The sequence below is a fragment of the Burkholderia pyrrocinia genome (assembly GCF_001028665.1).
Classification (GTDB): domain Bacteria; phylum Pseudomonadota; class Gammaproteobacteria; order Burkholderiales; family Burkholderiaceae; genus Burkholderia; species Burkholderia pyrrocinia.
The window spans coordinates 588,116-613,704 of the sequence record NZ_CP011503.1 but is presented as its reverse complement, the minus strand read 5'-3'; the positions used below and the strand labels follow the sequence as shown (position 1 = coordinate 613,704).

Genomic DNA, 25,589 nt, shown 5'->3' with positions numbered 1-25,589 from the left:
TCGTAAAATAGTGCGATGAACCGATTACCGGAACTCGCCGCATCCGACAGGCCTTCGACTCGTGCCGAAGGCGCGGCGCCGTGCGCGCTCGACGATGCGGCCTTGACTGCGCTCGCCACTCGCATCAGGGAGTGGGGGCGCGAATTGGGTTTCGGGGCGATCGGCATCAGCGATACCGATCTCTCGGATGCCGAAGCAGGCCTCGCCGCCTGGCTGGAAGCCGGATACCACGGCGAAATGGATTATATGGCGAAACATGGGATGAAACGCGCGCGTCCGGCCGAACTTGTGGCCGGTACGCGACGCGTGATTTCCGTGCGGCTCGCCTACCTGCCGGCCGAAACGCTCGCCGCCGGCGCGCCCGACGGCGAGCCCGGCGCGCTCGCGCCGCACGACTGGCGCGCACGCGAACGGGCGCGGCTCGACGATCCGCAGGCGGCCGTCGTGTCGATCTATGCGCGCGGCCGCGACTATCACAAGGTGCTGCGCAACCGGCTGCAGACGCTCGCGGAGCGCATCGAGCGCGAGATCGGCGCGTTCGGCTACCGCGTGTTCACCGATTCGGCGCCCGTGCTCGAGGTCGAGCTCGCGCAGAAGGCCGGCGTCGGCTGGCGCGGCAAGCACACGCTGCTGCTGCAGCGCGATGCGGGCTCGCTGTTCTTCCTCGGCGAGATCTACGTCGACCTCCCGCTGCCGACCGACGCGCACACGTCGCCCGACACCGCACCCGAGACGCCGGGCGCGCACTGCGGCAGTTGCACGCGCTGCATCGACGCGTGTCCGACCGGCGCGATCGTCGAGCCGTACCGCGTCGACGCGCGTCGCTGCATCTCGTACCTGACGATCGAACTGAAAGGCAGCATTCCCGAGCCGCTGCGGCCGATGATCGGCAATCGCGTATACGGCTGCGACGACTGCCAGCTCGTGTGCCCGTGGAACAAGTTCGCGCAGGCCGCGCCGGTGGCCGATTTCGACGTACGGCACGGCCTCGACCGCGCGACGCTCGTCGAGCTGTTCGGGTGGGACGCGGAAACGTTCGAGACGCGGATGCAGGGCAGCGCGATCCGGCGCATCGGCTACGAAAGCTGGCTGCGCAATCTCGCGGTCGGGCTCGGCAATGCGCTGCGCGCGAGCGCGGACCGGCTTGCGCCGCAGGCGCGCGACGCGATCGTCGCCGCGTTGCGCGCGCGGGCCGACGATCCGTCGCCGGTCGTGCGCGAGCATGTCGAATGGGCGCTGCGTGCCGCGTGAAGGCGGCGTAAAGTGTCGTCGGCGCGCGGCGGTGCCGCGCGCATCCATCGCTCAGGAGAGGGCAATGTTCAATGCAGTCATCGACGCGCCGTTCGGCAAGGTCGGCATCCGCACGGATGCCGAGGTGGTGCGCGAGATCGTCTATCTGCCCGAATCGGTGAAGTCGGTCGATCCGGATTCGCCGCTCGCGGAGCGCGCGGTCAAGCAGATCGAACGTTATTTCGAGCGCGCGTCGGCGCGTTTCGACCTGCCGCTCGCCGAAGTCGGCAGCGCGTTCCAGCACCGCGTGTGGGACGTGATCAGCGATATCCCGCCCGGCACGGTGCTGACCTACGGCCAGGTCGCGAAGCGGATCGGCAGCGCGCCGCGCGCGGTCGGCCAGGCGTGCGGCGCGAACTACTTTCCGCTCGTGATCCCGTGCCATCGCGTCGTCGCGGCGGGCGGCCTCGGCGGCTTCGCGAACCACGACGACAACGGTTATTACCAGAAGGTGAAGCGCTGGCTGCTGGCGCACGAAGGCGTGCCGTACTGATGAGCGAACCGCTGATTTCCCCCGAAGCCGACGGCGATGCCGCCGCGGCATCGCCCGCGCTGCTCGCGAGCCGTGCGTCGATCGACGTGTTCTGCGATGCGCTGTGGCTCGAGCACGGGCTCGCGCGCAACACGCTCGACGCGTACCGGCGCGATCTGGTGCTGTTTTCCCAATGGCTGGCCGCGACGCACGACGCACCGCTCGATTCGGCCGACGAGGCGATGGTGACGGGCTACATCGCCGCGCGCAGCGACGGCAAGGCGACGTCGTCGAACCGGCGGCTGTCGGTGTTCCGTCGCTATTACGGCTGGGCCGTGCGCGAGCATCGCGCGAGCGCGGACCCGACGCTGCGGATCACGTCCGCGAAACAGGCGGCCCGGTTTCCGTCGACGCTGTCCGAGGCGCAGGTCGAGGCGCTGCTCGGCGCGCCCGACATCGGCACGCCGCTCGGCCTGCGCGATCGCACGATGCTCGAGCTGATGTATGCGAGCGGGCTGCGCGTGAGCGAGCTCGTGACGCTGAAGACCGTCGAGGTCGGCCTCAACGAAGGTGTCGTGCGCGTGATGGGCAAGGGTTCGAAGGAGCGGCTCGTGCCGTTCGGCGAAGTCGCGCACGGGTGGATCGAGCGTTACCTGCGCGACGCGCGGCCGGCACTGCTCGGCGCACGCGCGGCCGACGCGCTGTTCGTGACCGCGCGCGGCGACGGGATGACGCGCCAGCAGTTCTGGAACATCATCAAGCGCCACGCGCAGCAGGCCGACGTGCGCGCGCACCTGTCGCCGCACACGCTGCGGCATGCGTTCGCGACGCACCTGCTGAACCACGGCGCCGACCTGCGCGTCGTGCAACTGCTGCTCGGTCACAGCGACATCTCGACCACGCAGATCTATACGCACGTCGCGCGCGAGAGGCTGAAGACGCTGCACGCGCAGCACCATCCGCGCGGCTAGCGCACGGGGGGCGCGCAAATCCGGCACGGCGCGGGCTCCGCCGGGCGCGCCGGCCAGCCGGCGTCAGACCAGTTCGCGTAGCTTGTGCTTCAGCACCTTGCCGGTCGACGCCGCCGGCAACGCGTCGAGTACGCGGATATGAGCAGGGCGTTTGTAGGGCGCCAACCGTTCCGCGCACCATGCGTGCAACGCCGCTTCGTCCGCCGCGGCACCCGGCACCAGCTCGACGAACGCGAGCACTTCCTCGTTGCCTTCGACCGCGCGGCCGATGACGGCCGCTTGCACGACGTCCGGATGTGCGTTCAGCACCTGCTCGACTTCGACCGGATACACGTTGAAACCGGACCGGATGATCAGTTCCTTGCTGCGGCCCGCGATTGTCACCGCGCCGTCCGCTTCCTGCCGCGCGAGATCGCCGGTGCTCAGCCAGCCATCCGGCGACACGGCCGCGCGCGTCGCATCCGCGTTGCGGTAGTAGCCGAGCATCACGTTCGGCCCGCGCACGCGGATCTCGCCGACTTCGCCTTGCGGCACGTCGGTGCCGTCCGGCGCGACGATCCGCATGTCGACGCCCGGAATCGGCACGCCGACCGAACTGTCGGCGCGCGGCGCGTCGAGCGGCGTCTGCGTGATCGTCGGGCTGCTTTCGGTCATCCCGTAGCCGTTGTGCAGCGGCACGCCGTACGTGCGCTCGACGCGCGCCTTCAGGTTCGCGTCGAGCGGCGAGCCGCCCGAATACGCGAAGCGCAGGCGCGGCGTGTGCCATGCGTGGCCGTGCGTGTGCAGGTGTTCGAGCAGCTTCGCGTGCATCGCGGGCACGCCCTGGAAGATCGTGACGCCTTCGTCGGCGAGCGCGACGCGCACGGCCTCCGGCGCAAAGCGCGGCGCGAGACGCAGCGTCGCGCCCGCATACAGGCTGCCGAGGCAGACCGACGCAAGCCCGTACACGTGCGACACCGGCAGCACCGTGTAGACGACGTCGTCCGGCGACACGCGGCGCAGCGTGCTCGACGTCGCCGCGATGAACAGCAGGTTGCGGTGCGACAGCATCACGCCCTTCGGCGCGCCGGTCGTGCCGGTCGTGTAGATCAGCGCCGCGCATTGCGCGGCACCGTCGGCGGCCACCGGTTCGGCAAGCGCGCTCGCATCGACGCGATACGACCACGCGCCGATGTCGACCGGCAGCGCGCCGGCCGGTGTAGCGCTGAGCCGCGCCGCGTGGGCGCGTGCGTCGGGCGATGGGTCGGTCGCGAACGCGATCAGCTTCGGACCCGCGTGCGCGGCGATCGCATCGAGTTCGCCGGCCGACAGCCGCGCGTTCGACACGAGCGCCCACGCGTCGAGGCGGGCGACCGCGAACAGCAGCACGATCTGCGCGACGCAGTTTTCCGCGACGATCATCACGCGGTCGCCGCCTTGCACGCCGAGGTTCGCGAGCCGCTCAGCCGCCGCATCGACGGCCTGCGACAACTCGCCGTACGACAGGCGGCGCGCGTCTTCGATCAGCGCCGGATGCGCGGGCGCGTGCTCGGCCCAGCGCGCGGGCACGTCGGCGATGCGGCCGGGCAGCGCGGCCAGCAGTGCTTTGACGTCGAGCGGCTCGGATGAACGGATGGTCGAGGGCATGGCGTCTCCAGAAAAGGGGCGGGCGGCGGCGTGACGATGTTTGCGAACGATCGTGCCATGACGGCGCGCACGCCACAATCGGCCAATCGGGCAATAGCGCTTCGCGATGTCCGCAATGATGATGAGCGGGATCGTTGCGGCGATGACGCGGGCCGCCAGGCGGAAAACGGGCCGCGAGTATACCGCCGGCGCGGGCACGCGATCGCGCGAGCGCTGGTCGTTCGCCATTAGAATGCCGCCATGAGCAAATCCAGACACGTGTCCGAAACCCCCGCGACCCAGCTGTTGCGCCGCCACGGCGTCGCGTTCGGCGAGCATCCGTACGAATACGTCGAGCACGGCGGCACCGGCGAATCGGCGCGCCAGCTCGGCGTCGACGAGCACAGCGTCGTGAAGACGCTCGTGATGGAGGACGAACATGCGAAGCCGCTGATCGTGCTGATGCACGGCGACCGCACCGTGTCGACGAAGAACCTCGCGCGGCAGATCGGCGCGAAGCGCGTCGAGCCGTGCAAGCCCGACGTCGCGAACCGTCACTCGGGCTATCTCGTCGGCGGCACGTCGCCGTTCGGCACGCGCAAGACGATGCCCGTCTACGTCGAGGCGACGATCCTCGAATTGCCGACGATCTACCTGAACGGCGGCCGTCGCGGCTACCTCGTCAGCCTCGCGCCGGCGGTGCTCACGTCGCTGCTCGGCGCGCAGCCCGTACAGTGCGCGAGCGTCGACTGAGGGTTTCACCTTCGTGGCAGCCCGCGCTCGTTCGGTAGAATGGGCGCCGTTTCGGCTTGCCGCGCACAGCCGTCCCTTTACCGATACGTTGAAAGAAGAGTCCTCCGCATGCAGATCCTGCTCGCCGCCCTCGTTGCCTACCTGATCGGTTCGGTGTCGTTCGCCGTCGTCGTCAGCGCCACGATGGGCCTGGCCGACCCGCGTTCATACGGGTCGAAGAATCCCGGCGCGACCAACGTGCTGCGCAGCGGCAACAAGAAAGCCGCGATCCTGACGCTCGTCGGCGACGCGTTCAAGGGCTGGATTGCCGTGTGGCTTGCGCGGCGCTTCGGCCTGCCCGACGTCGCGGTCGCATGGGTCGCGATCGCCGTGTTCCTCGGCCACCTGTATCCGGTGTTCTTCCGCTTCCAGGGCGGCAAGGGCGTCGCGACCGCGGCCGGCGTGCTGCTCGCCGTGCACCCGGTGCTCGGGCTCGCGACCGCGCTGACCTGGCTGATCGTCGCATTTTTCTCCCGCTATTCGTCGCTCGCCGCGCTGGCGGCGGCCGTGTTTGCGCCGGTGTTCGACGTGTTCCTGTTCGGCACGGGCCACAACCCGGTCGCATGGGCCGTGCTCGCGATGAGCGTGCTGCTTGTTTGGCGTCACCGCGGCAACATTTCGAAGCTGCTCGCGGGGCAGGAGAGCCGGATCGGCGACAAGAAGAAGGCGGCCGCGGACGGCGGCGCGCAGGACGGCGGGAAAGCCTGACGAAGCGGCGTTTGCCGCGCGCCGGGCGCGCCGCGTGTGCGGGGCCCGGCGGGATGACCGGACGGATCGGCCGGCGATCAGTCGCGGAAGTTGTTGAAGTCGAGCGGCGTATCGGTCACGTCCTTGCGCAGCATCGCGATCACGCCCTGCAGGTCGTCGCGTTTCGTGCCCGCGACGCGCACCGCGTCGCCCTGGATGCTCGCCTGCACCTTGATCTTGCTGTCCTTCACGAGCCGCACGATCTTCTTCGCGAGATCGCCCGTCACGCCTTTCTTCACGGTGACGATCTGCTTGACCTTGTCGCCGCCGATCTTCTCGACCTTGCCGTAGTCGAGGAAGCGCACGTCGACGTTGCGCTTGGCCAGCTTGCTGATCAGCACGTCCTTGACCTGGCCGAGCTTGAAATCGTCGTCGGCGAACAGCGTCAGCTCGCGTTCCTTCTGCTCGACGCGCGCGTCGGAGCCCTTGAAGTCGAAGCGCGTCGAAATTTCCTTGTTCGACTGCTCGATGGCGTTCTTCACTTCGATCATGTTCGCTTCGGAAACGACGTCGAACGATGGCATGGTTTTCTCCCTTGAGATGCGGGCACCCGGCTCGCGCGCGGGCACTCGCTATAATTGCGGACTGTTTGCCATTTTACCGATGCCCCTCCGTTTGCCCAAGGCCGGCCGTTCGCCGCCCCGGGCCGACGTGACCGCGAATGCCGATGCCTCCTGACGATTCCGCCCTGTCGCTGCTTCCCGACCATCCGCTCGCCGCGCACAACACGTTCGGCATCGTCGCGAACGCACGCGTCGCCGCGCGCATCACGCACGCGGCGCAATTCGAGGCGCTGCATCGCGACCCGCGCGTCGCGAACCTGCCGCAGCTCGTGCTCGGCGGCGGCAGCAATGTCGTGTTCACGCGCGATTTCGACGGCGTCGTGCTGCTCGACGAGATCGCGGGCCGCCGCGTCGTGCGCGAGGACGACGACGCGTGGTACGTCGAGGCCGGCGGCGGCGAGAACTGGCACACCTTCGTCGCGTGGACGCTCGAACACGGGATGCCGGGCCTCGAGAACCTTGCGCTGATCCCGGGCACCGTCGGCGCCGCGCCGATCCAGAACATCGGCGCGTACGGCCTCGAGATGAAGGTGTATTTCGACTCGCTGGTCGCGGTCGAGCTCGCGACGGGGCGCAGCGAGCGCTTCGACGCCGCGCGCTGCGCGTTCGGCTATCGCGACAGCTTCTTCAAGCGGGAAGGGCGCGGCCGGTTCGCGATCGTGTCGGTGACGTTCCGGCTGCCGAAGCGCTGGACGCCGCGGCTCGGCTATGCAGACGTCGCGCGCGAACTCGATGCGTGCGGCGTCGCGCAGGCCGCGGCGACCGCGCGCGACGTGTTTGACGCGGTCGTCGCGATCCGCCGCGCGAAGCTGCCAGATCCGCTCGCGCTCGGCAACGCGGGCAGCTTCTTCAAGAATCCGGTGATCGATGCCGCGCAGTTCGATGCGCTGCGCGCCCGCGCGCCCGATGTCGTGTCGTATCCGCAGCCGGACGGGCAGGTGAAGCTCGCGGCCGGCTGGCTGATCGACCGCTGCGGCTGGAAGGGGCGTGCGCTCGGCGCCGCGGCCGTGCACGACCGCCAGGCGCTCGTGCTCGTCAATCGCGGCGGCGCGACGGGTGTCGAGGTGCTCGCGCTGGCGCGGGCGATCCAGCACGACGTGTTCGCGAAATTTGGCGTCGAACTGGAACCGGAGCCGGTTTGCCTGTGAGCCGGGCGACGACGCCCGCGTGACGGAACCGCGGCGGCTTTCGCCGATTCCACACGGCAAGCCGTCCCTTTTTTTCTCGAGGCGCGCCGCTCGCGCGCCGTCGTGTCCCACATCGCGCCGCACCGCTCGGCGACGATGCGCGCGTCGCGCCGTTCTGCCGCCCGTCCATCCACGCCGTCGCGTCACCCCGGCCGCCGCACCCGTCATCCCCTTGACTCTCATTTAACCATGAAGTTAAATGAGAGTCATGCGTTCCACATCCGATTCCCTGTCTGCGGTGTTCTCCGCGCTGGCCGACCCTACCCGGCGCGCGATCCTGGTGCGGCTGGCCGAGGGCGCGGCGCCCGTCGGCGAGCTGGCCCGGCCGTTCGACATGTCGGCGCCGGCGATTTCGAAGCACCTTCGCGTGCTGTCGGAGGCGGGGCTGATCGAGAGGGAAGTCAATGCGCGCTGGCGAATCTGCCGGTTGCGCGCGGACGGGATGCGCGATGCGCACGGATGGCTCGAAGCCTATCGGCAATATTGGGAAGAGAGCCTCGATCGACTGACGGCGTTCGTCGAGCAAACGTGCGCGGGCGGCACGGCCGGCGACGACGCCCCACCTCGGCGGGAGAAGTCATGAGTCAGGCAGCGACATTTCATCTCGAGTTGAACCGGTTCATCCGCGCGCCGCGCGAACGTGTTTTCGACGCGTTCACGAACGAAACTGCGCTGGCGACCTGGCATTGTCCGCGCGGGATGAGCGTGATCGAAGCAAGCGCCGACGCGCGGGTCGGCGGCAAGTACCGCATCGTGATGGGCGGGCGCGACGGTTCGCGTCACATCGCGGGCGGCGAATACCGGAAAGTCGATCGCGTCGACTTTCTGGCGTACACATGGGTGTGGGAGGCCGGTTCGATGCCGGCCGACCTGAAGACGCTGATCGAGGTCACGTTCACCGACAAGGACGGCGGCACGCATCTGCACATGCGTCACAGCGGCTTTCCGGGCGAGCAGGAGCGCGATTCGCACATGGGCGGGTGGCAATCGGTGTTCAACCGGCTCAACGATCTGCTGGACCCGGAGGGCAGCGCGGGTACTGTCGTCGTGATCGGCGATCCGCGCAGCAGCTATTGCCGGACCGTGCGCATGGCGCTCGTTGAAAAGGGCGTCGCGTACACGTTGCAGCCGCTGCCGCCGCATTCGCCGGAAGTGCTCGCGCACAACCCGTTCGGACGCATCCCGGCATTCTGCGACGGGCCGATCGAGTTCTATGAAACGCGTGCGATCCTCGGTTATATCGACGAAGCGTTCGACGGCCCGAGCCTGCTGGCCCAGTGGGGCGTGACCGCGCATGCGCGCGGCGAGCAATGGATCAGCCTGATCAATTGCCACGCGTACGATGCGATGGTGCGCCGCTATGTGCTGCAGTACGTGTTCCCTAAAGGCGAGAACGGCCAGTCCGATCGCGCGGTGATCGACGCGGCGCTGCCCGACATCGACAAGCACCTGCAGGTGTTCGACGCGGCGTACGGCGGTCGCGATTACCTGGTCGGCAGCGAGTTGTCGATGGCGGATCTGTTCCTGGCGCCGATCCTGGCTTACGTGGGCATGTTCCCCGAAGGGGCGGAGTTGCTGCGGAAATACCCGAACGTCACGCGTGCGCAGGCGGTGATGCGCGAGCGGCCAAGCTTTGCCGCGACGCAGCCGGCACCGGGTTGAAGCGGGCATCGGCATGAGCGTGCATGCCGCGCGGGTGGCGGGAAAATAAAAAGCGCCGGCTGTGCCGGCGCTTGTCGCTTGCGACGAAGCAGCGCGCGTCAGTGCTTCAGCCGGCCGAGCAGCAGGAACTCCATCAGCGCCTTCTGCACGTGCAGGCGGTTTTCCGCCTCGTCCCACACGACGCTCTGCGGGCCGTCGATCACGCCGGCCGTCACTTCCTCGCCGCGGTGCGCGGGCAGGCAGTGCATGAACAGCGCGTCCGGGTTCGCGTGGCCCATCATTTCCTCGTCGACGCACCAGTCGGCGAACGCCTTCATCCGCGCTTCGTTCTCGGCTTCGAAACCCATGCTCGTCCAGACGTCGGTCGTCACGAGATCGGCGCCCTTGCACGCTTCGTTCGGATCGTCGAACACCTCGTAGAACGGCGCGCTGTCGGGCGACACGAGCTTCATGTCGAGCGCATAGCCCGGCGGGGTCGACAGGCGCAGCTTGAAGCCGAGGATCTGCGCGGCTTCGATCCACGTGTAGAGCATGTTGTTCGCATCGCCGACCCACGCGACGGTCTTGCCGGCGATCGGGCCGCGGTGCTCGTAGTACGTGAAGATGTCGGCGAGCACCTGGCACGGGTGGTATTCGTTGGTCAGGCCGTTGATCACCGGCACGCGGGAGTTCTCCGCGAAGCGCTTGATGACCTCCTGCTCGAACGTGCGGATCATGATGATGTCGACCATCCGCGAGATGACCTGCGCGGAATCCTCGACGGGCTCGCCGCGGCCGAGCTGCGTGTCGCGCGTGCTCATGAAGACGGCGTGGCCGCCGAGCTGGAAGATCCCGGCCTCGAACGACAGGCGCGTGCGCGTCGAGCTCTTCTCGAAGATCATCGCGAGCGTGCGGTCGTGCAGCGGGTGATAGGTCTCGTAGTTCTTGAACTTGCGCTTCAGGATACCCGTGCGTTCGAGCACGTACTCGTAGTCTTCCAGCGAGAAATCCTTGAACTGCAGGTAGTGACGAATGGTTTTGGCGGTCATGAAGCGAAATACGGCGGGTTTCACCCGGCAGCGAGGCCGGACGGCGCCGCCGTCGGGTGTGGATAACTCAAAGCAGCATAAAGGATTTTCTGTGCTTTGACGAGCCACGGAGAGAAGCGGGGCACGATCGCCGCGCGCGGCCGGCGGCACGGGAAGGGGGCGTCGGGACGACGCGCGATGGCGCGCTGCGGTATAATCGAAAAGTTTTCTCCAGCCCGGCAGGCAAGCCTTTTCGCGCTCTGCCGGACACAAGCCGTGCGCTGCACAAATCCGGTGCAGCACACCGGCGGCGCACGTCGACGTCCTGTTTTCGGGATATCCGAATGCTTGTGCCGCCGTCCATTCCAGCTTTGTGTTCGCGTATCCAGGCGCCGTCGCCTGGGCATCGCCGGGCCGTCACTTGGGTAACCACATGGCTGAATCCCCTCCGACCGAATTCTTCATTCAGGGCATCACGAAAGACGGGAAAAAGTTTCGTCCGAGCGACTGGTCGGAACGTCTGGCCGGTGTGATGGCCTGCTTCGGGCCGGGGGCGAGCGGGCCGAATGCGCGTCTCAAGTATTCGCTGTACGTGCGCCCGACGATGCTCGGCGACCTGAAATGCGTGATCCTCGATTCGCGGCTGCGCGACATCGAGCCGATGGCGTTCGATTTCGTGCTGAATTTCGCGAAGGACAACCACCTCGTCGTCACCGAGGCGTGCGAGTTGCCGGACTACGGCGCGAAGAAGTGATGCCGACGGGCGAGGGCGCCTGGTGCGCCCGCCCTGGCTGCCGCCAGCCGGTGCGATGCCCGGCGACAGGCAGCAAAAAAGCCCGCCTAGGCGGGCTTTTTTGCGATCGCAGGAAACAGGAACGCCCGCGCGAGCGGGCGTACCGGATTTACGCTGCTGCCTGCAGACCCTTGACGGCTGCGGCCAGGCGGCTCTTGCTGCGAGCGGCCTTGTTCTTGTGAACGATCTTCTTGTCGGCGATCGTGTCGATCGTCTTCACGGCAGCCTTGAACAGATCGGCAGCCTTTGCGTGGTCGCCGGCTTCAACAGCCTTGCGAACCGACTTGATCGCGGTACGGAATTTCGAGCGCAGCGCCGAGTTGTGCGAGTTTGCCTTCGCGGCCTGGCGGGCGCGCTTGCGTGCTTGTGCGGAGTTAGCCATGACGGTTCCTTATCCTGTCCTGTTTCCAGAGCTTGGAGCCTGACGGCCAAGCGCTGCTTTTCGATCCGTCCCCTGAGAACGATTGCCCAGGGGCGCATAAAAAAACGGTGAGTTTAACCGAGGCCGGGACATGAAAACGGCAGTTGCCGTGCATGTACGAGCCCAGAAACGGGCGATTATAGCAACAAAATCAAGCGAGTGGCAAGTTCAACGTGATACCCGCCGGGCGGGGCGCCGGCGGCGTGCGCGCTTTTCGGCATCGGCCGGTGGCCGGGCCACGCAACCTCCGTATAATAAGCGCCCCATGAATCTATTCCGAGCCCTGCTGACGGTCAGCGGCTTCACGCTGCTGTCGCGCGTGACCGGACTGGCCCGCGAGACGCTGATCGCCCGTGCGTTCGGCGCCAGTCAATACACCGACGCGTTCTACGTCGCCTTCCGCATCCCGAACCTGTTGCGCCGCCTTTCTGCGGAAGGCGCGTTCTCGCAGGCGTTCGTGCCGATCCTCGCCGAGTTCAAGAACCAGCAGGGGCACGATGCCACGAAGGCGCTCGTCGACGCGATGTCGACCGTGCTTGCGTGGGCGCTTGCGGTGCTGTCGGTTGTCGGGATCGCCGGCGCGTCGTGGGTCGTGTTCGCGGTCGCGTCCGGCCTGCACACCGACGGCCAGGCGTTCCCGCTCGCGGTCACGATGACGCAGATCATGTTCCCGTACATTGTGTTCATTTCGCTGACGACGCTCGCGTCCGGCGTGCTGAACACGTACAAGAGCTTCTCGCTGCCCGCGTTCGCGCCGGTGCTGCTCAACGTCGCGTTCATCGCCGCGGCCGTGTTCGTCGCACCGCACCTGAAGGTGCCGGTGTTCGCGCTCGCGTGGGCCGTCATCGTGGGCGGCGTGCTGCAGTTCCTCGTGCAACTGCCGGGCCTGAGGAAGATCGACATGGTGCCGCTGATCGGCCTCAATCCGTTGCGCGCGCTGCGCCATCCCGGCGTGAAGCGCGTGCTCGCGAAGATGGTGCCCGCGACGTTCGCGGTGTCGGTCGCGCAGCTTTCGCTGATCATCAACACCAACATCGCGTCGCGGCTCGGGCAGGGCGCCGTGTCGTGGATCAACTACGCCGACCGCCTGATGGAATTCCCGACGGCGCTGCTCGGCGTCGCGCTCGGCACGATCCTGCTGCCGAGCCTGTCGAAGGCGCACGTCGACGCCGATTCGACTGAATATTCGGCGCTGCTCGACTGGGGGCTGCGCGTCACGTTCCTGCTCGCGGCGCCGAGCGCGCTCGCGCTGTTCTTCTTCGCGACGCCGCTCACCGCGACGCTCTTCAACTACGGCAAGTTCGATGCGCATACCGTCACGATGGTTGCGCGCGCGCTCGCGACCTACGGGATCGGCCTCGTCGGCATCATCCTGATCAAGATCCTCGCGCCGGGCTTCTATGCGAAGCAGGACATCAAGACGCCCGTGAAGATCGCGATCGTCGTATTGATCGTCACGCAGATCTCGAACTACGTGTTCGTGCCGCTGATCAGCCATGCGGGCCTTACGCTGAGCATCGGCGTCGGTGCGTGCCTGAACTCGCTGCTGCTGTTCCTCGGGCTGCGCAAGCGCGGCATCTACCAGCCGTCGCCGGGCTGGCTGCGCTTCTTCATGCAGCTCGTCGGCGCGACGCTGGTGCTCGCGGGCGTGATGCACTGGTTCTCGATCAGTTTCGACTGGACCGGGATGCGCGCGCAGCCGCTCGATCGCATTGCGCTGATGGCCGCGTGCCTCGTGCTGTTCGCTGCACTATATTTCGGTATGTTGTGGGTGATGGGCTTCAAATACGCTTACTTCAGAAGGCGCGCCAAGTGACGACCGCAATGACCCGCGTCCTCGACTACTTCAGCACGCTCGTGGCGGACGACGACAGCCTGCCCGTCACGGAGACCGCGCTGTCGCTGGCGCAGGACGCGTATCCCGACCTCGACCTGCAGGGCACGCTGGCCGAACTCGACATGCTGGCGGCGCGGCTGCGCCGGCGGCTCGCCGACGATGCGGACCTGAAAGGCCGCGTCGCCGCGCTGAACGACTTCTTCTTCCGCGAGCTCGGCTTCGCGTGCAATCACAACGATTACTACGACCCCGATAACAGCCACCTGAACGCCGTGCTGAAACGGCGGCGCGGGATCCCGATCTCGCTGTCGGTGCTGTACCTGGAACTCGCCGAGCAGGTCGGCGTGCCGGCGCGCGGCGTATCGTTTCCCGGCCATTTCCTGCTGCGCGTCACGCTGCCGGACGGCGACCTGATCATCGATCCGACCAATGGCCATTCGCTGTCCGAAGCCGAGATGGTCGAGATGCTCGAGCCGTACGTCGCGCGTGCGGCCGGCGCGGTCGACAGCGCATTGCGCGCGCTGCTGCAGCCCGCGACGAGTCGCGAGATCATCGCGCGGATGCTGCGCAACCTGAAGACGATCTATCTGCAGACGGAACGCTGGCAGCGGCTGCTCGCGGTGCAGCAGCGGCTCGTGATCCTGTTGCCCGAGCACCTCGACGAGGTGCGCGACCGCGGTTTCGCGTATGCGCGGCTCGATTACCTGCGCCCCGCGCTCGAGGATCTCGAGCAGTATCTCGGCGAGCGGCCGGAGGCGGATGACGCGACCGTCGTCGAGTCGCAGGTGACCGAATTGCGGCAGCGGATGCAGCGCGACGGCGAGGACTGAGCCACCGCGCGACTGCCGGAACCCGGAATGAAATACGCCCGCATCACGGGCGTTTTTTTGCGCGCTTACTTCGGCTGCATCCGGATCGCGCCGTCGAGGCGGATCACTTCGCCGTTGAGCATCGGATTCTCGACGATCTGGCGCACCAGCATCGCGTATTCGGCCGGTTTGCCGAGCCGCGGCGGGAACGGCACCATCGCGCCGAGCGCGTCCTGCACGTCCTGCGGCATGCCGAGCAGCATCGGCGTCTCGAACAGGCCGGGCGCGATCGTCATCACGCGGATGCCGCTGCGCGACAGGTCGCGCGCGATCGGCAGCGTCATGCCCGCGACGCCGGCCTTCGAGGCCGCGTACGCAGCCTGGCCGATCTGTCCGTCGAATGCGGCGACCGACGCGGTGCTGACGATCACGCCGCGCTCGCCGTCGGCCGTCGGCGCGGTTGCGGCCATCGCGGCCGCCGCGAGCCGGATCATGTTGAACGTGCCGACGAGGTTCACGTTGATCGTCTTCGCGAACACGTCGAGCGGATGCGCGCCGTCCTTGCCGACGGTCTTCGCGGCGGGCGCGATGCCCGCGCAGTTCACGAGGCCGCGCAGCGTGCCTGCGCGCGTTGCCGCGTCGACGGCCGCCTGCGCGTCGGCTTCGCTCGACACGTCGCATCGTACGAATACGCCGCCCAGTTCGGTCGCGAGCGCGGCGCCCGCCGCCTCGTTCAGGTCGGCGAGCACGACCTTGCCGCCTGCCTGCGCGAGCATCCGCGCCGTTCCGGCGCCGAGGCCCGATGCGCCGCCCGTGATCAGAAAGACGTTGCCGCGAATCTCCATGACTGTCTCCTTTGTCGACCACCCTTGGCGCTTTAGCGCTCAGGGAGGTCCCATGCAAAGCGGTTGTGCTGTCCGATGCGAAGCGATCGGCTGAAAAGCCGTGCGCCGGTTGGCGGGGCGCATGCATCCAACCGATTGTACGAGGCGCCATCGCGCAGCGGCGAGACAAGAACGATCGTGCGAATCTCGGCCGGGCGAAAAAAAAGCCGCCCGGACAGGGCGGCTCGCGGTGCGCAACGCAGTGCTTTTACTTCAGTGCGTCGAACGCGCGTTCGCGGATTTCCTCGACGGTGCCGAGGCCCGAGATCTTGCGATACTGCGGCGCCTTCAGGCCGTTTTCCTCGCCGCGCTGCGCCCAGTCGCCGTAGTACTTGATCAGCGGCTTGGTCTGCGCTTCGTACACTTCGAGACGCTTCTTGACGGTTTCTTCCTTGTCGTCGTCGCGCTGGATCAGCGGTTCGCCCGTCACGTCGTCCTGGCCTTCGACCTTCGGCGGGTTGAACTTGACGTGGTACGTGCGGCCCGATGCCGGGTGCGTGCGGCGGCCGCTCATGCGCTCGATGATTTCCGAGAACGGCACATCGATTTCGAGCACATAGTCGATCGCGACGCCGGCGTCCTTCATCGCATCGGCCTGCGCGATCGTGCGCGGGAAGCCGTCGAACAGGTAGCCGTTCGCACAATCGGATTCCTTCAGGCGCTCCTTGACGAGACCGATGATCAGGTCGTCCGTCACGAGCTTGCCTTCATCCATGAAGCGCTTCGCTTCGATGCCGAGCGGTGTGCCGGCCTTCACGGCCGCGCGCAGCATGTCGCCCGTCGAGATTTGCGGGATGCCGAACTTTTCCTTGATGAAGTTTGCCTGGGTGCCCTTTCCCGCGCCGGGCGCGCCCAACAGGATCAAACGCATGGTGATATCTCCAAGTATGTAGATTCGTGTGGCGAGACGCAAAGGCGCCGGCGACTGCGTGCGCGGGGCTTGCCTGGCGCGTGGCGGACCGGTCTGATGCGGCGCGTCGGCTTCGGCGACGCGCGGCTGCCGGCAAGGCCGCGGGCGGGGTCAAGCGAGGACGCGCTGGTCGCGGACGGCTCGCACAATCGCCTGATTATGCCACGGGTTATTTTGAACCCGGCTGAAAAAGGGCCTGCACGCGCGCCAGATCGGCCGGCGTGTCGATTCCGGCTTCGGGCGCGGTCTCGGTGATTAGCACTGCGATGCGCTCGCCGTGCCAGAGCGCGCGCAGCTGTTCGAGCTGCTCGGCCTGTTCGATCGGCGCTTGCGCGAGCGACGGATAGGTGCGCAGGAAACGCGCGCGATACGCATAGAGGCCGATGTGCCGGTACACCGGAAATGCAGGGGCCGGCATCGTCGCGACGTCGGGCCAGTGCGGCTGGTACGCGTCGCGGCTCCACGGAATCGGCGCGCGCGAGAAGTACAGCGCGACGCTCTGCGCGTCGAGCGCGACCTTCACGACGTTCGGGTTGAACACGTCGGCCGCGTCGTGGATCGGGTGGGCTGCGGTCGCGATCGCGCAGGCCGGATGCGCGGCCAGGTGCGACGCTACGTCGCGCACGAGCACCGGGTCGATCAGCGGTTCGTCGCCCTGCACGTTGACGACGACGGTGTCGTCGCTCCACCCGAACGTCGCCGCGACTTCCGCGAGCCGGTCGGTGCCGGACGGATGATCGGCACGCGTCAGCACCGCTTCGAAGCCGTGATCGCGCGCCGCATCGAGCACGCTCTGCGCGTCGGAGGCGACGAGCACCTGCTGCGCGCCCGCTTCGCGCGCGCGTTCGGCGACGCGCACGACCATCGGCTTGCCGCCGAGATCGGCGAGCGGCTTGTTCGGGAGGCGCGTCGACGCGAGCCGGGCGGGAATGACGGCGATGAAGGGTTGCGGGTGAGTCATCGGGGGAAACGGTGAGAAGGACGGGGCGGGTGGCGCGTCCGGAGCCGGTCGCCCGGCGGCGTTCGGCGACCCGGCCGGGGCCGGGTCGCCTTCGAATCGTTGCGCCGCTCGAGCGGCCTGGCGGCTTAGCGGCCGGCCGGGTCGACCGGCGTGCCTTCGACGGTCTGGCGCGCTTCGTCGACGAGCATCACGGGGATGCCGTCGCGGATCGGGTAGGCGAGCTTGTCCGCGTTGCAGATCAGCTCCTGCGCGGCACGGTCATAGTGGAGCGGGCCTTTGCAGATAGGGCACACAAGGATTTCAAGCAGGCGAGCGTCCACGGAGTTTCTCCACAACGAGGGCAATGAGGCGAGGGTCGAGCGCGGCTTCGACAGGGACGACCCAGAGTCGAGCGTCGCGCCAGGAAGCGCCCAATTTTACTGCATCCTTCTCGGTGATCAGGATCGCATCGACGGCGTCGTCGACGAACGGATTGTCGGCAAACGCGTAGTGGTCGGGCAGCGCGCGCGTCGCCGGCGCGAGACCGGCCGCGCGCAGTGTCGCAAAGAAGCGCTCCGGCGCACCGATGCCGGCCGCGGCGAGCACGCGCTCGTGCGCGAACTGCGACAGCGGGCGGCGCAGCGCGGGCTGGTCGAGGTGCCACGCGGCGCCCGGCGTGAGCGCGAGCGCGTAGGTGTCGGGCCACGGCGGCAGCGCGCCGCTGTATGGGTCGTTGACGAGCGTGGCGTCGCGGTGCCGCGACAGCGGCTCGCGCAGCGGGCCGGCCGGCAGCAGGAAGCCGTTGCCGCCGAGCCGGTGGTCGAACACGACGAGCTCGACGGTGCGCGCGAGGCGGTAGTGCTGCAGGCCGTCGTCGCTGACGATCACGTCGACGTCCGGATGCGCGGCGCGCAGCGCCTGCGCGGCCGCGACGCGGTCGGGGCACACCCAGACGGGCGCGCCGGTGCGGCGCGCGATCAGCAGCGGCTCGTCGCCGCCCACGCTTGCGCGCGATGCGGGGGTGACCGCGGTCGGCGCTTTCACGTTCGCGCCGTAGCCACGCGACACGATGCCGGGCGTGAAGCCGGCCGCGCGCAACGCGTCGACGAGCGCGATCACGGTCGGCGTCTTGCCGGTGCCGCCGACGGTCACGTTGCCGACTACGACGACGGGCACGCCGACGTCGACCGACTTCTTCCAGCCCTGTGCGTAGGCGGTACGCCGCAGCGCTGCGCACAGGCCGAACACGCAGGCGAACGGCGTGAGCGCCCACGCGAGTGCGCCGCGCCGCTGCCATTCGCGTGTCAGGCGCGCTTCGAGCCGGCCGAGCGGGCCGCCGGGCGCGCTCATCGGGCCGGGCGCGGCGCGTCGTGCGCCGCGGCGTGGGACGGATTCGTCAAGGCGGATTCTCCGTTGGGCGGCGCATGCCGCGGGGTCTGCGGAAGGCGGCACTCTAGCGCGCCGCATGCGGACGCGGCAAGCGCGACCGGCCGACGCATCCCGCGGGGCCGGATCGCGACGGGCTGTGGATAACTCTGTGAAGAACTCCCCGGTCGATGGCCTCAAACGCCCGCCGGGTGGGCCTCGAATCGGATGAGAATCATTTCGAAAGGTTTAAAAATCTATAAAAATCAAAGTGTTATCGCGAATCGTCTGGTTTTTTTCGCGGTTTCAAAGCGTTTTACGTGCACGATTGCCAAAGTGTGGACACCTTCCGCGCGTCGCGACGCATGCGACCGGTGCTGGACGCCGTGCGCGTGTCGGACTATCGTGTCGCCGCCAGCATTCATCCGACCGTCCATGTCTTCCGACTCCCCTTTTGCAGCACCCGGCGCGACCCGCAGCGGCGACGAAGTGATTCCCGTTTCGGCGCTCAATCGCGCGATTTCGACGATGCTCGAGCGCTCGTTTCCGCTGCTGTGGATTTCGGGCGAAGTGTCGAATTTCACGCGCGCCGCGAGCGGCCACTGGTATTTCTCGATCAAGGACCAGCAGGCGCAGATGCGCTGCGTGATGTTCCGCGGCCGTGCCCAATACGCGGAATTCACGCCGCGCGAAGGCGACCGGATCGAGGTGCGCGCGGTCGTCACGATGTACGAGCCGCGCGGCGAAGTGCAGCTCAACGTCGAGGCCGTGCGGCGCACCGGGCAGGGGCGCCTGTACGAGGCGTTCCTGCGGTTGAAGGCGCAGCTCGAGGGCGAGGGCCTCTTCGCGCCCGAGCGCAAGCGGCCGCTGCCGGCCCACCCGCGCGCGATCGGCATCGTCACGTCGCTGCAGGCCGCCGCGCTGCGCGATGTGCTGACCACGCTTGCGCGCCGCGCGCCGCACATTCCGGTGATCGTCTATCCGGCGCCCGTGCAGGGTGCCGGTTCCGCCGAAAAGCTCGTCGCGGCCGTCGAGGCCGCGAATGCGCGGCGCGAGGTCGACGTGCTGCTGGTCTGCCGCGGCGGCGGCTCGATCGAGGATCTGTGGTCGTTCAACGACGAAGCGCTGGCGCGCGCGATCGCGGCGAGCGAGCTGCCGGTCGTCAGCGGCGTCGGGCACGAAACCGATTTCACGATCGCTGACTTCGCGGCCGACGTGCGCGCGCCGACGCCGACCGGCGCGGCCGAGCTCGCGAGCCCGCAGCGCGCGCTGCTGCTGCGCGAGGTCGGCGACCGCCAGCGTGCGCTCGCGCGCGGCATGGAACGCAGGCTCGAACAGCGCGCGCAGCAGCTCGACTGGCTCGCGCGCCGGCTCGTGAGCCCGGCCGAGCGGCTGCAGCGGCAGCGCACGCACGTCGAGCAGCTCGCGGTGCGGCTCGCGTCGGCGGCGTCGCGGCCGGTGCGCGACGCGCGCGCGCGGTTCGCGCTCGCGCAGTTGCGCTGGCAGCGCGCGCGACCCGATCCGTCACAGGCGCGCCAGGCGCTCGCGGGGCTGTCGCAGCGTCTCGCGGTTGCATTGCAGCGCCGTCACGAACGCGACACGGCACGTGTGTCAGCCTGTGCGGCGCGGCTCGAGGTGCTGAGCCCGCAGCGCACGCTCGAGCGCGGCTATGCGGCGCTCATCGATGCGCAGACGGGTCGCGCGGTGCGCGCGCCGAACGCGCTGAAGCCGCAGCGGCGTCTGACCGTGCATCTCGCCGAAGGCTCGGCCGACGTCACGCTCGCCGACGTGCAGCCGCGCCTCACCGATACGATCTGACGTTAACCGGCGCACGCGAAGCGACGGGTCGAAACGGGCGTCCCGCGCACGGGAACGGATGCGGCGCTCTGCCGGCTCGTCCTGCCGGACGATGCGCCAACATCGCTTTTCCGCATACCGCGGATAAATGGCCCGTGAGTTTGCGGGGTTATTCGTCCTCGCCTACAATCGGACGCTCGGCAGCATTCAACACAAGCCCCCCTACATACTCAACGAAGGAATCGCCATGGCTCATACGCTCCCGCCGCTCCCGTACGCTGAAGACGCACTCGCGCCGACCATCTCGCTCGAGACGATCCAGTACCACTACGGCAAGCACCATCAGGCTTATGTGACGAACCTGAACAATCTGATCCCGGGCACGGAATTCGAAAACCTGTCGCTGGAAGAGATCGTGAAGAAGTCGTCGGGCGGCATCTTCAACAACGCCGCGCAAATCTGGAACCACACGTTCTTCTGGAACAGCCTGTCGCCGAACGGCGGCGGCGCACCGACGGGCGCGCTGGGCGATGCGATCAACGCGAAGTGGGGTTCGTACGACGCCTTCAAGGAAGCGTTCACGAAGGCTGCAGTCGGCACGTTCGGTTCGGGCTGGGCATGGCTGGTGAAGAAGGCTGACGGTTCGCTCGACATCGTGTCGACGAGCAACGCAGCGACGCCGCTGACGACCGCCGACAAGGCACTGCTGACGATCGACGTGTGGGAACACGCGTACTACATCGACTACCGCAACGCACGTCCGAAGTTCGTCGAAGCGTTCTGGAACATCGTGAACTGGGACTTCGCAGCGAAGAACTTCGCGTAAGTCCGGCGCCTGCGCGCTTCTACAGCGCGCGGCACCCACGAAAAAGCCCTCGAAACGAGGGCTTTTTTGTTTTTGTCCGGCAAGACGGCGCGCGGGGCAAACGGACGATCCGCCGCGATAGCGCAACGCGGCGACGGCGGGGCGTCGCGTGGCGGCCGTTGCGCGGTGTTCAGTGCGTACCGTTGCCCAGCCCGCTCGCGTGGCGCAACGCGTCGATGTCGACGAGTTCGATCTCGCCGACATGCAGCCGCACGATGCCGTCGGCCTGCAGCGCCTTCAGCAACTGGTTGGTGGTCTGCCGCGTCAGCGACAGCATCGACGCGAGCGTTTCCTGCGACAGCCGCACGCGCGTGCGCCCGGCGCTGATGCCGCCGTAGCCTTCGGCGATCATCAGCAGGCGCGCGGCGAGCCGCTGCGCGGCCGGCATCACGCTCATCGATTCGACGGTCAGGAAGCTCAGGCGCAGCTTTTGCGCCATCAGCAGCGCGAACTGCCGCCAGTATTGCGGCGTCGCGTCGAGAATCGCGAGCAGCGCGGTTTGCGGCACGTGCAGCAGCAGCGCGTCGTCGAGCGCGATCGCGTCGTGCGTGCGCGGCTGGCCGTCGAACAGCGCGATTTCGCCGAACCACGTGACGGGCTCGGCGACCGTCAGCAGTGCTTCCTTGCCCTGCGGGTCGACCGCACCTATCGTGAGTGAACCGGCCAGTACCGCGTACAGCCCGCACGGCGGGTCGCCGCGCCGGAACAGCGCGTGGCCGGCCGGCAGGCGGCGCAGCGCTGCACGGCCGAGCAGGTCCGCGCGCAACGCGGGCGGCAGCGCGGCGAACCACGGGTTCGCTTCGATCTGCGGCAGGTAGGGGGCGAGCGACGAAGGCATGGGCACGCGATGTCGGGTAGCTGACAGAGGTTCTCGGGCGTGACGCGCATCATAGCGCTCAATAACCGACCAGGAGACGCGATGAAGACGCTCGAAGACCATCTTTCCCAGTATGCGGCCTACCATCGCGACGCGCGCAACATCGCGACGCATCTGGTCGGCATCCCGATGATCGTGTTCGCGGTCGAGGTGCTGCTGTCGCGGCCGGCGATCGGGATGCTGGCCGGCATCGCGCTGTCGCCGGCACTGCTGCTCGCCGTCGCGTTCGCGGTGTTCTACCTGCGTCTCGACCTGCGGTTCGGGATCGTGATGACCGCGCTGTTCGCGCTCGGCCTGTGGGCCGCACAGGCGCTCGCGCTGCTGCCGACCGCGCAATGGCTCGCGATCGGCATCGGCGCGTTCGTCGTCGGCTGGATCGTGCAGTTCGTCGGGCACTGGTTCGAAGGGCGCAAGCCCGCATTCGTCGACGATCTGGTCGGCCTGATGGTCGGGCCGCTGTTCGTCGTCGCCGAGGTCGCGTTCTTCGCGGGGCTGCGCGGCGACGTGCGCCGCGAAGTCGAGCGGCGGGCCGGGCCCGTGCACGGCGGCGCGCACTCGCATGTCTGACGCGCCGGTCTGCGTGGTCGGCGCGGGCGCCGTCGGTTGTTATCTCGGCGGCCGGCTTGCGGCAGCCGGCGCGCCAGTGACGCTGGTCGGCCGCGCGCGGATCGGCGACGCGATTCATCTGCACGGGCTCACGCTGACCGACCAGCGCGGCTATCGCGCGACGCTCGCGCCGGCCGATGTCGCGTTCGCGACCGATCCGGCCGCCGCGGCCACCGCGCGGCTCGTGCTCGTCGCGGTGAAGTCGGCCGCGACGCGCGACGCCGCGGCGCAGCTCGCCGGCGTGCTGCGGCCCGGCACGGTCGTGATCAGTTTCCAGAACGGCCTGCACAATGCCGACGTGCTGCGCGACGCGCTGCCGCAAGCGACCGTGCTGGCCGGCATGGTGCCGTTCAACGTGATCGAGCGCGGGCCCGGCGCGTTTCACCAGGGTTCGGCCGGCGCGCTCGCGGCCGAGGCGTCGCCCGCGCTGCAGCCTTTCATCGGCGCATTCGCGCGTGCCGGGCTGCCGCTCGCGCTGCATCGCGACATGCCGGCCGTGCAATGGGCGAAGCTGCTGCTCAACCTGAACAACGCGGTCAATGCGCTCGCGAACCTGCCGCTGCGCGACGAACTCGCGCAGCGTGCGTACCGCCGCTGCGTCGCACTGGCCCAGCGCGAAGCGCTGCACTGGCTTGCGCGCGCCGCGATCCGCCCCGCGCGGCTGACGCCATTGCCGGCCGCGTGGATCCCCGCCGTGCTCGATCTGCCCGATGCGGCTTTCCGCGTGCTCGGCGGCCGGATGCTCGCGATCGATCCGCTTGCGCGTTCGTCGATGTCCGACGATCTCGCGGCGCGCCGTGCGACGGAAGTCGAGTGGATCAATGGCGAGATCGTGCGGCTGGCCACACGCTTCGGCGCGCAGGCACCCGTCAACGCGCGACTGTGCGCGCTCGTCCATGACGCGGAAAACGCTGCGGCCCGTCCGGCGTGGCGCGGCCACGCGCTGTGGGCCGAGCTGACCGCGCAGGCGCCGCGCACGGGCGCCGCGCGGGCCGCGTAGGCCGGCTTTGCGCCATCGTTGCGCGGGTCGTACGCGATGCCACAGGCGGGGCGCAACGGCTAAGATGCGAGGTGCGTCATACGACGCCTATGCGGAGCCATCACCATGGTCGATCGCCCGACTCTCGACGCCTACGACGCCCATGCCGCGCAATATGCGCAGGACTGGCTCGACCAGGCCGCGCCCGACGACATGTATGCGCTGCTCGAACAGCATTTCTCGCCTGGGCCGACCGCCGACGTCGGCTGCGGAGCAGGGCGCGATACAGCCTGGCTCGCTTCGCGCGGCTTCGTCGTGCGCGGCTACGACGCGAGCGCCGCGCTGCTCGACGAAGCGCGGCGGCGCCATCCCGACCTGAGCTTTGAACTGTCCGCACTGCCGGCGCTGGCCGGCGTGCCGTCCGGCGCGTTTCGCAACGTGCTGTGCGAGACGGTCGTCATGCACCTCGAACACGCGGACGCGGCGGCGGCCGCCGCGCGACTGGCCGATCTCCTGATGCCGGGCGGCACGCTGTACCTGAGCTGGCGGGTGGCCGGAAACGGCGCGCTGCGCGACGAGCGCGGCCGCCTCTATACGCCGCTCGACTCCGCGCGGATGCATGCGGCGCTCGGCGCCGGCATGCACGTGATCGACGAGCATGAAGTCGTCAGCGCGTCGTCCGGCAAGCGCGTGCACCGGCTGATCGTGCGCAAGGCGGCCGCTGCCGCGTGAAGGCGGCGCGCCGTCGCGTTCATTCGCGGCTGAGCGCCGCTTCCCAGTTGATGTCGACGCACAGCACCTGCATGCCGGCCGCGACGGGTGCGGCGACCGACGCGGTCACGCACAGGTGTGCCTCGTTGATCGACAGGTAGGGCGGCGTCAGATGCACGCGGCCCGGCGCGCGCATCGCGTCGATGAAGTACGGGCGGCGCTCCCAGCTCGCGCCCTCGGAATGCAGCAGCGGCCGGAAGCGCTTGGCGCGCTGCGATACGCTGCCGCGCGCGAGCACGTTGTCGCCGATCTGGCGCCCCGATGCGTCGAGCAGGAAGCAGCGCGCGGTCTCGGGCAGCCCGAGCACGGCGGCGGCCGCGTCGGTGAGCGATGCGCCCGCGCCGAGCTTCTGGCTCGCTTCCTCGAGCGCGGCGACATACGGCGCGAGCCGTTCCGCCTGCTTGCGCTCGCGTTGCGCGACGCGCAGCCGCAGCGCGGCTGACAGCGTATCCATGCAGCCCGCGGCGGCCTGCGGTTGCACCGGGTCGACGCTTGGCCCCGCGAAATACTGGCCCTGCACGAAATCGACGTTGCACTCGAGCGCGATCATTGCGTCGCGCTCGGTCGACAGGCCGCCCATCAGCACGAGCTGGCCGGATTCGTGCAGCAGCGACACGAGCCCCGGCAGCACGCGTTCGAGATGCGAGTGCTCGCTCGCCTGCGCGAGGATGCCGCGGTCGAGCGTGACGATGTCCGGATGCAGGTGCCACACGCGGTCGATGTTCGAATGCTTCGCGCCGAACCCGCCGAGCGCGATCAGGAAGCCGGCCTTGCGCAGCCCGTCGACGATCGCTGCATAACGCGGCGTCTCGCCGCCCGCCTGCTCGGGCACCTCGAGCACCACGCGGTGCGGCGGCAGTCCGAGCGCCTTCAGGTTCGCGAGCAGCGCATCGCCGTAGATGGTGTCCATCAGCGCGGCCGGATGCAGGCTCAGGAAGAGCCATTCGTCGTGACTGTCGAACGCGTGGAAGTTGCCCAGATGCAGCGATTCGGCGAGCCGGCCGAGTTCGAGCAGGTCGCCGCGCCGTGCCGCCTGCGTGAACACCTCGTGCGACGCCACCTGGCGGCTTTCCTCGTCGTGCGCGCGCAGCGACGCGTGATAGCCGATCGCGCGGCGGTGCGACACCGAGAAAACGGGCTGGAACACGCTGAACACGGTGTAGCCGCCGTACAGCACGGTGCGCCGGTTCCCGTCGTCGCCGGCGACGGGGCGGGGCGGCTGAAAGCCGGGGGGATCGATTTCGATCATGCTCATGATGTCGGCCGAAGGAGGACTGCCAGTTTACCTAGAGAATAGGCGAGCAAGAAGCATGCACGGCATCGCGCCTCATGCGGCGGCCCGTCGCGGCCGGAGAATGGGGCATCGCGGCGCATTTCGCAGAGGCCGGCTGCACCGCAATGGTGCGCGCGGTGGCGGTGCGGCGCCCGAAACGGCGCGC

27 protein-coding genes are annotated in these 25,589 nt (G+C 68.4%); 16 read left to right on the top strand and 11 right to left on the bottom strand.

Annotated features, from left to right (window positions below; translation table 11 throughout):
- Positions 1-15 precede the first annotated feature (15 nt).
- The 3 genes from queG to xerD all read left to right on the top strand — a co-directional run bounded on the left by queG (position 16) and on the right by xerD (position 2,733).
- Entirely contained in the window at positions 16-1,251 is a 1,236-nt protein-coding gene (queG, locus tag ABD05_RS02865) for a tRNA epoxyqueuosine(34) reductase QueG (RefSeq protein WP_047898868.1), read from the top strand.
- A 64-nt stretch (positions 1,252-1,315) separates the two neighbouring features.
- Complete coding sequence (locus tag ABD05_RS02860) at positions 1,316-1,783, top strand: methylated-DNA--[protein]-cysteine S-methyltransferase (RefSeq protein WP_047898867.1); 468 nt, start codon at positions 1,316-1,318, stop codon at positions 1,781-1,783.
- Positions 1,783-2,733, top strand: a complete 951-nt coding sequence (gene xerD / locus ABD05_RS02855; protein ID WP_047898866.1) for a site-specific tyrosine recombinase XerD — start codon at positions 1,783-1,785, stop codon at positions 2,731-2,733. Before ABD05_RS02860 ends, xerD begins: the two co-directional genes overlap by 1 nt.
- 63 nt (positions 2,734-2,796) lie before the next feature.
- Here xerD and ABD05_RS02850 read toward each other — a convergent pair whose 3' ends face one another.
- Positions 2,797-4,359, bottom strand: a complete 1,563-nt coding sequence (locus tag ABD05_RS02850) for a class I adenylate-forming enzyme family protein (protein WP_047901048.1) — start codon at positions 4,357-4,359, stop codon at positions 2,797-2,799.
- Positions 4,360-4,599: 240 nt separating this feature from the next.
- On the opposite strand from ABD05_RS02850, the gene ybaK reads away from it, so the two are divergent.
- Both ybaK and plsY read left to right on the top strand, forming a co-directional pair.
- Positions 4,600-5,091, top strand: a complete 492-nt coding sequence (gene ybaK, locus ABD05_RS02845) for a Cys-tRNA(Pro) deacylase (RefSeq protein ID WP_047898865.1) — start codon at positions 4,600-4,602, stop codon at positions 5,089-5,091.
- Positions 5,092-5,199: 108 nt separating this feature from the next.
- The gene (gene plsY / locus ABD05_RS02840) at positions 5,200-5,838 is read left to right on the top strand and encodes a glycerol-3-phosphate 1-O-acyltransferase PlsY (RefSeq protein ID WP_047898864.1); all 639 of its coding nucleotides are present in this window, start codon (positions 5,200-5,202) and stop codon (positions 5,836-5,838) included.
- A 77-nt stretch (positions 5,839-5,915) separates the two neighbouring features.
- On the opposite strand, the gene ABD05_RS02835 is transcribed toward plsY, so the two are convergent.
- The gene (locus tag ABD05_RS02835; protein WP_047898863.1) at positions 5,916-6,401 is read right to left on the bottom strand and encodes a YajQ family cyclic di-GMP-binding protein; all 486 of its coding nucleotides are present in this window, start codon (positions 6,399-6,401) and stop codon (positions 5,916-5,918) included.
- Between the two features lie 137 nt (positions 6,402-6,538).
- On the opposite strand from ABD05_RS02835, the gene murB reads away from it, so the two are divergent.
- From murB to ABD05_RS02820, 3 genes are all read left to right on the top strand, one after another.
- Entirely contained in the window at positions 6,539-7,588 is a 1,050-nt protein-coding gene (gene murB / locus ABD05_RS02830; RefSeq protein ID WP_047898862.1) for a UDP-N-acetylmuramate dehydrogenase, read from the top strand.
- A gap of 247 nt (positions 7,589-7,835) precedes the next feature.
- Positions 7,836-8,210, top strand: coding sequence for an ArsR/SmtB family transcription factor (locus ABD05_RS02825; protein WP_047901047.1), 375 nt, complete (start codon positions 7,836-7,838; stop codon positions 8,208-8,210).
- On the top strand, positions 8,207-9,289 hold the full coding sequence (locus tag ABD05_RS02820; RefSeq protein WP_047898861.1) for an SRPBCC domain-containing protein: 1,083 nt from the start codon (positions 8,207-8,209) through the stop codon (positions 9,287-9,289). Before ABD05_RS02825 ends, ABD05_RS02820 begins: the two co-directional genes overlap by 4 nt.
- Before the next feature lie 98 nt (positions 9,290-9,387).
- Here ABD05_RS02820 and argF read toward each other — a convergent pair whose 3' ends face one another.
- Positions 9,388-10,317 (bottom strand): ornithine carbamoyltransferase, encoded by a 930-nt coding sequence (gene argF / locus ABD05_RS02815; RefSeq protein ID WP_047898860.1) that lies wholly within the window; start codon positions 10,315-10,317, stop codon positions 9,388-9,390.
- Between the two features lie 412 nt (positions 10,318-10,729).
- Here argF and ABD05_RS02810 point away from each other — a divergent pair, with 412 nt between their 5' ends.
- A complete protein-coding gene (locus ABD05_RS02810) occupies positions 10,730-11,050 on the top strand; it encodes a DUF3579 domain-containing protein (protein WP_047898859.1) in 321 nt (106 codons plus the stop codon).
- A gap of 148 nt (positions 11,051-11,198) precedes the next feature.
- Here the strand turns inward: ABD05_RS02810 and rpsT are convergent, their stop codons facing one another.
- Positions 11,199-11,471, bottom strand: coding sequence for a 30S ribosomal protein S20 (rpsT, locus tag ABD05_RS02805; protein WP_047898858.1), 273 nt, complete (start codon positions 11,469-11,471; stop codon positions 11,199-11,201).
- A gap of 304 nt (positions 11,472-11,775) precedes the next feature.
- Between rpsT and murJ the strand changes: the two genes are divergently transcribed.
- Positions 11,776-13,326: a murein biosynthesis integral membrane protein MurJ gene (murJ, locus tag ABD05_RS02800; protein ID WP_047898857.1), complete on the top strand. Its 1,551-nt coding sequence runs from the start codon at positions 11,776-11,778 to the stop codon at positions 13,324-13,326.
- 8 nt (positions 13,327-13,334) lie between these two features.
- A complete protein-coding gene (locus ABD05_RS02795; RefSeq protein WP_047901046.1) occupies positions 13,335-14,177 on the top strand; it encodes a SirB1 family protein in 843 nt (280 codons plus the stop codon).
- Between the two features lie 65 nt (positions 14,178-14,242).
- Here the strand turns inward: ABD05_RS02795 and ABD05_RS02790 are convergent, their stop codons facing one another.
- The 5 genes from ABD05_RS02790 to lpxK all read right to left on the bottom strand — a co-directional run bounded on the left by ABD05_RS02790 (position 14,243) and on the right by lpxK (position 18,240).
- Positions 14,243-15,001 carry an SDR family NAD(P)-dependent oxidoreductase gene (locus ABD05_RS02790; protein ID WP_047898856.1) on the bottom strand — a complete coding sequence of 253 codons (759 nt, stop codon included), beginning with the start codon at positions 14,999-15,001 and terminating at the stop codon, positions 14,243-14,245.
- Between the two features lie 247 nt (positions 15,002-15,248).
- Entirely contained in the window at positions 15,249-15,911 is a 663-nt protein-coding gene (gene adk, locus ABD05_RS02785) for an adenylate kinase (protein ID WP_047898855.1), read from the bottom strand.
- Between the two features lie 208 nt (positions 15,912-16,119).
- A complete protein-coding gene (kdsB, locus tag ABD05_RS02780; protein WP_047898854.1) occupies positions 16,120-16,911 on the bottom strand; it encodes a 3-deoxy-manno-octulosonate cytidylyltransferase in 792 nt (263 codons plus the stop codon).
- Between the two features lie 125 nt (positions 16,912-17,036).
- The gene (locus ABD05_RS02775; RefSeq protein WP_010090898.1) at positions 17,037-17,231 is read right to left on the bottom strand and encodes a Trm112 family protein; all 195 of its coding nucleotides are present in this window, start codon (positions 17,229-17,231) and stop codon (positions 17,037-17,039) included.
- On the bottom strand, positions 17,212-18,240 hold the full coding sequence (gene lpxK, locus ABD05_RS02770) for a tetraacyldisaccharide 4'-kinase (protein ID WP_047898853.1): 1,029 nt from the start codon (positions 18,238-18,240) through the stop codon (positions 17,212-17,214). The genes ABD05_RS02775 and lpxK overlap by 20 nt, the downstream gene beginning before the upstream one ends.
- A 450-nt stretch (positions 18,241-18,690) precedes the next feature.
- On the opposite strand from lpxK, the gene xseA reads away from it, so the two are divergent.
- Positions 18,691-20,073 carry an exodeoxyribonuclease VII large subunit gene (xseA, locus tag ABD05_RS02765; RefSeq protein WP_047898852.1) on the top strand — a complete coding sequence of 461 codons (1,383 nt, stop codon included), beginning with the start codon at positions 18,691-18,693 and terminating at the stop codon, positions 20,071-20,073.
- Between the two features lie 226 nt (positions 20,074-20,299).
- On the top strand, positions 20,300-20,878 hold the full coding sequence (gene sodB / locus ABD05_RS02760; protein ID WP_011352986.1) for a superoxide dismutase [Fe]: 579 nt from the start codon (positions 20,300-20,302) through the stop codon (positions 20,876-20,878).
- A 169-nt stretch (positions 20,879-21,047) separates the two neighbouring features.
- Here sodB and ABD05_RS02755 read toward each other — a convergent pair whose 3' ends face one another.
- Positions 21,048-21,755, bottom strand: coding sequence for a Crp/Fnr family transcriptional regulator (locus tag ABD05_RS02755; protein WP_047898851.1), 708 nt, complete (start codon positions 21,753-21,755; stop codon positions 21,048-21,050).
- Between the two features lie 81 nt (positions 21,756-21,836).
- On the opposite strand from ABD05_RS02755, the gene ABD05_RS02750 reads away from it, so the two are divergent.
- The 3 genes from ABD05_RS02750 (at position 21,837) to ABD05_RS02740 (ending at position 24,111) form a co-directional block, all read left to right on the top strand.
- A complete protein-coding gene (locus ABD05_RS02750; RefSeq protein ID WP_047898850.1) occupies positions 21,837-22,361 on the top strand; it encodes an Mpo1 family 2-hydroxy fatty acid dioxygenase in 525 nt (174 codons plus the stop codon).
- Entirely contained in the window at positions 22,354-23,400 is a 1,047-nt protein-coding gene (locus tag ABD05_RS02745; RefSeq protein ID WP_047898849.1) for a 2-dehydropantoate 2-reductase, read from the top strand. The genes ABD05_RS02750 and ABD05_RS02745 overlap by 8 nt, the downstream gene beginning before the upstream one ends.
- Before the next feature lie 105 nt (positions 23,401-23,505).
- The gene (locus ABD05_RS02740; RefSeq protein ID WP_047898848.1) at positions 23,506-24,111 is read left to right on the top strand and encodes a class I SAM-dependent methyltransferase; all 606 of its coding nucleotides are present in this window, start codon (positions 23,506-23,508) and stop codon (positions 24,109-24,111) included.
- 19 nt (positions 24,112-24,130) lie between these two features.
- Here ABD05_RS02740 and ABD05_RS02735 read toward each other — a convergent pair whose 3' ends face one another.
- Entirely contained in the window at positions 24,131-25,405 is a 1,275-nt protein-coding gene (locus ABD05_RS02735; RefSeq protein WP_047898847.1) for an EAL domain-containing protein, read from the bottom strand.
- Between the last annotated feature and the right edge of the window lie 184 nt (positions 25,406-25,589).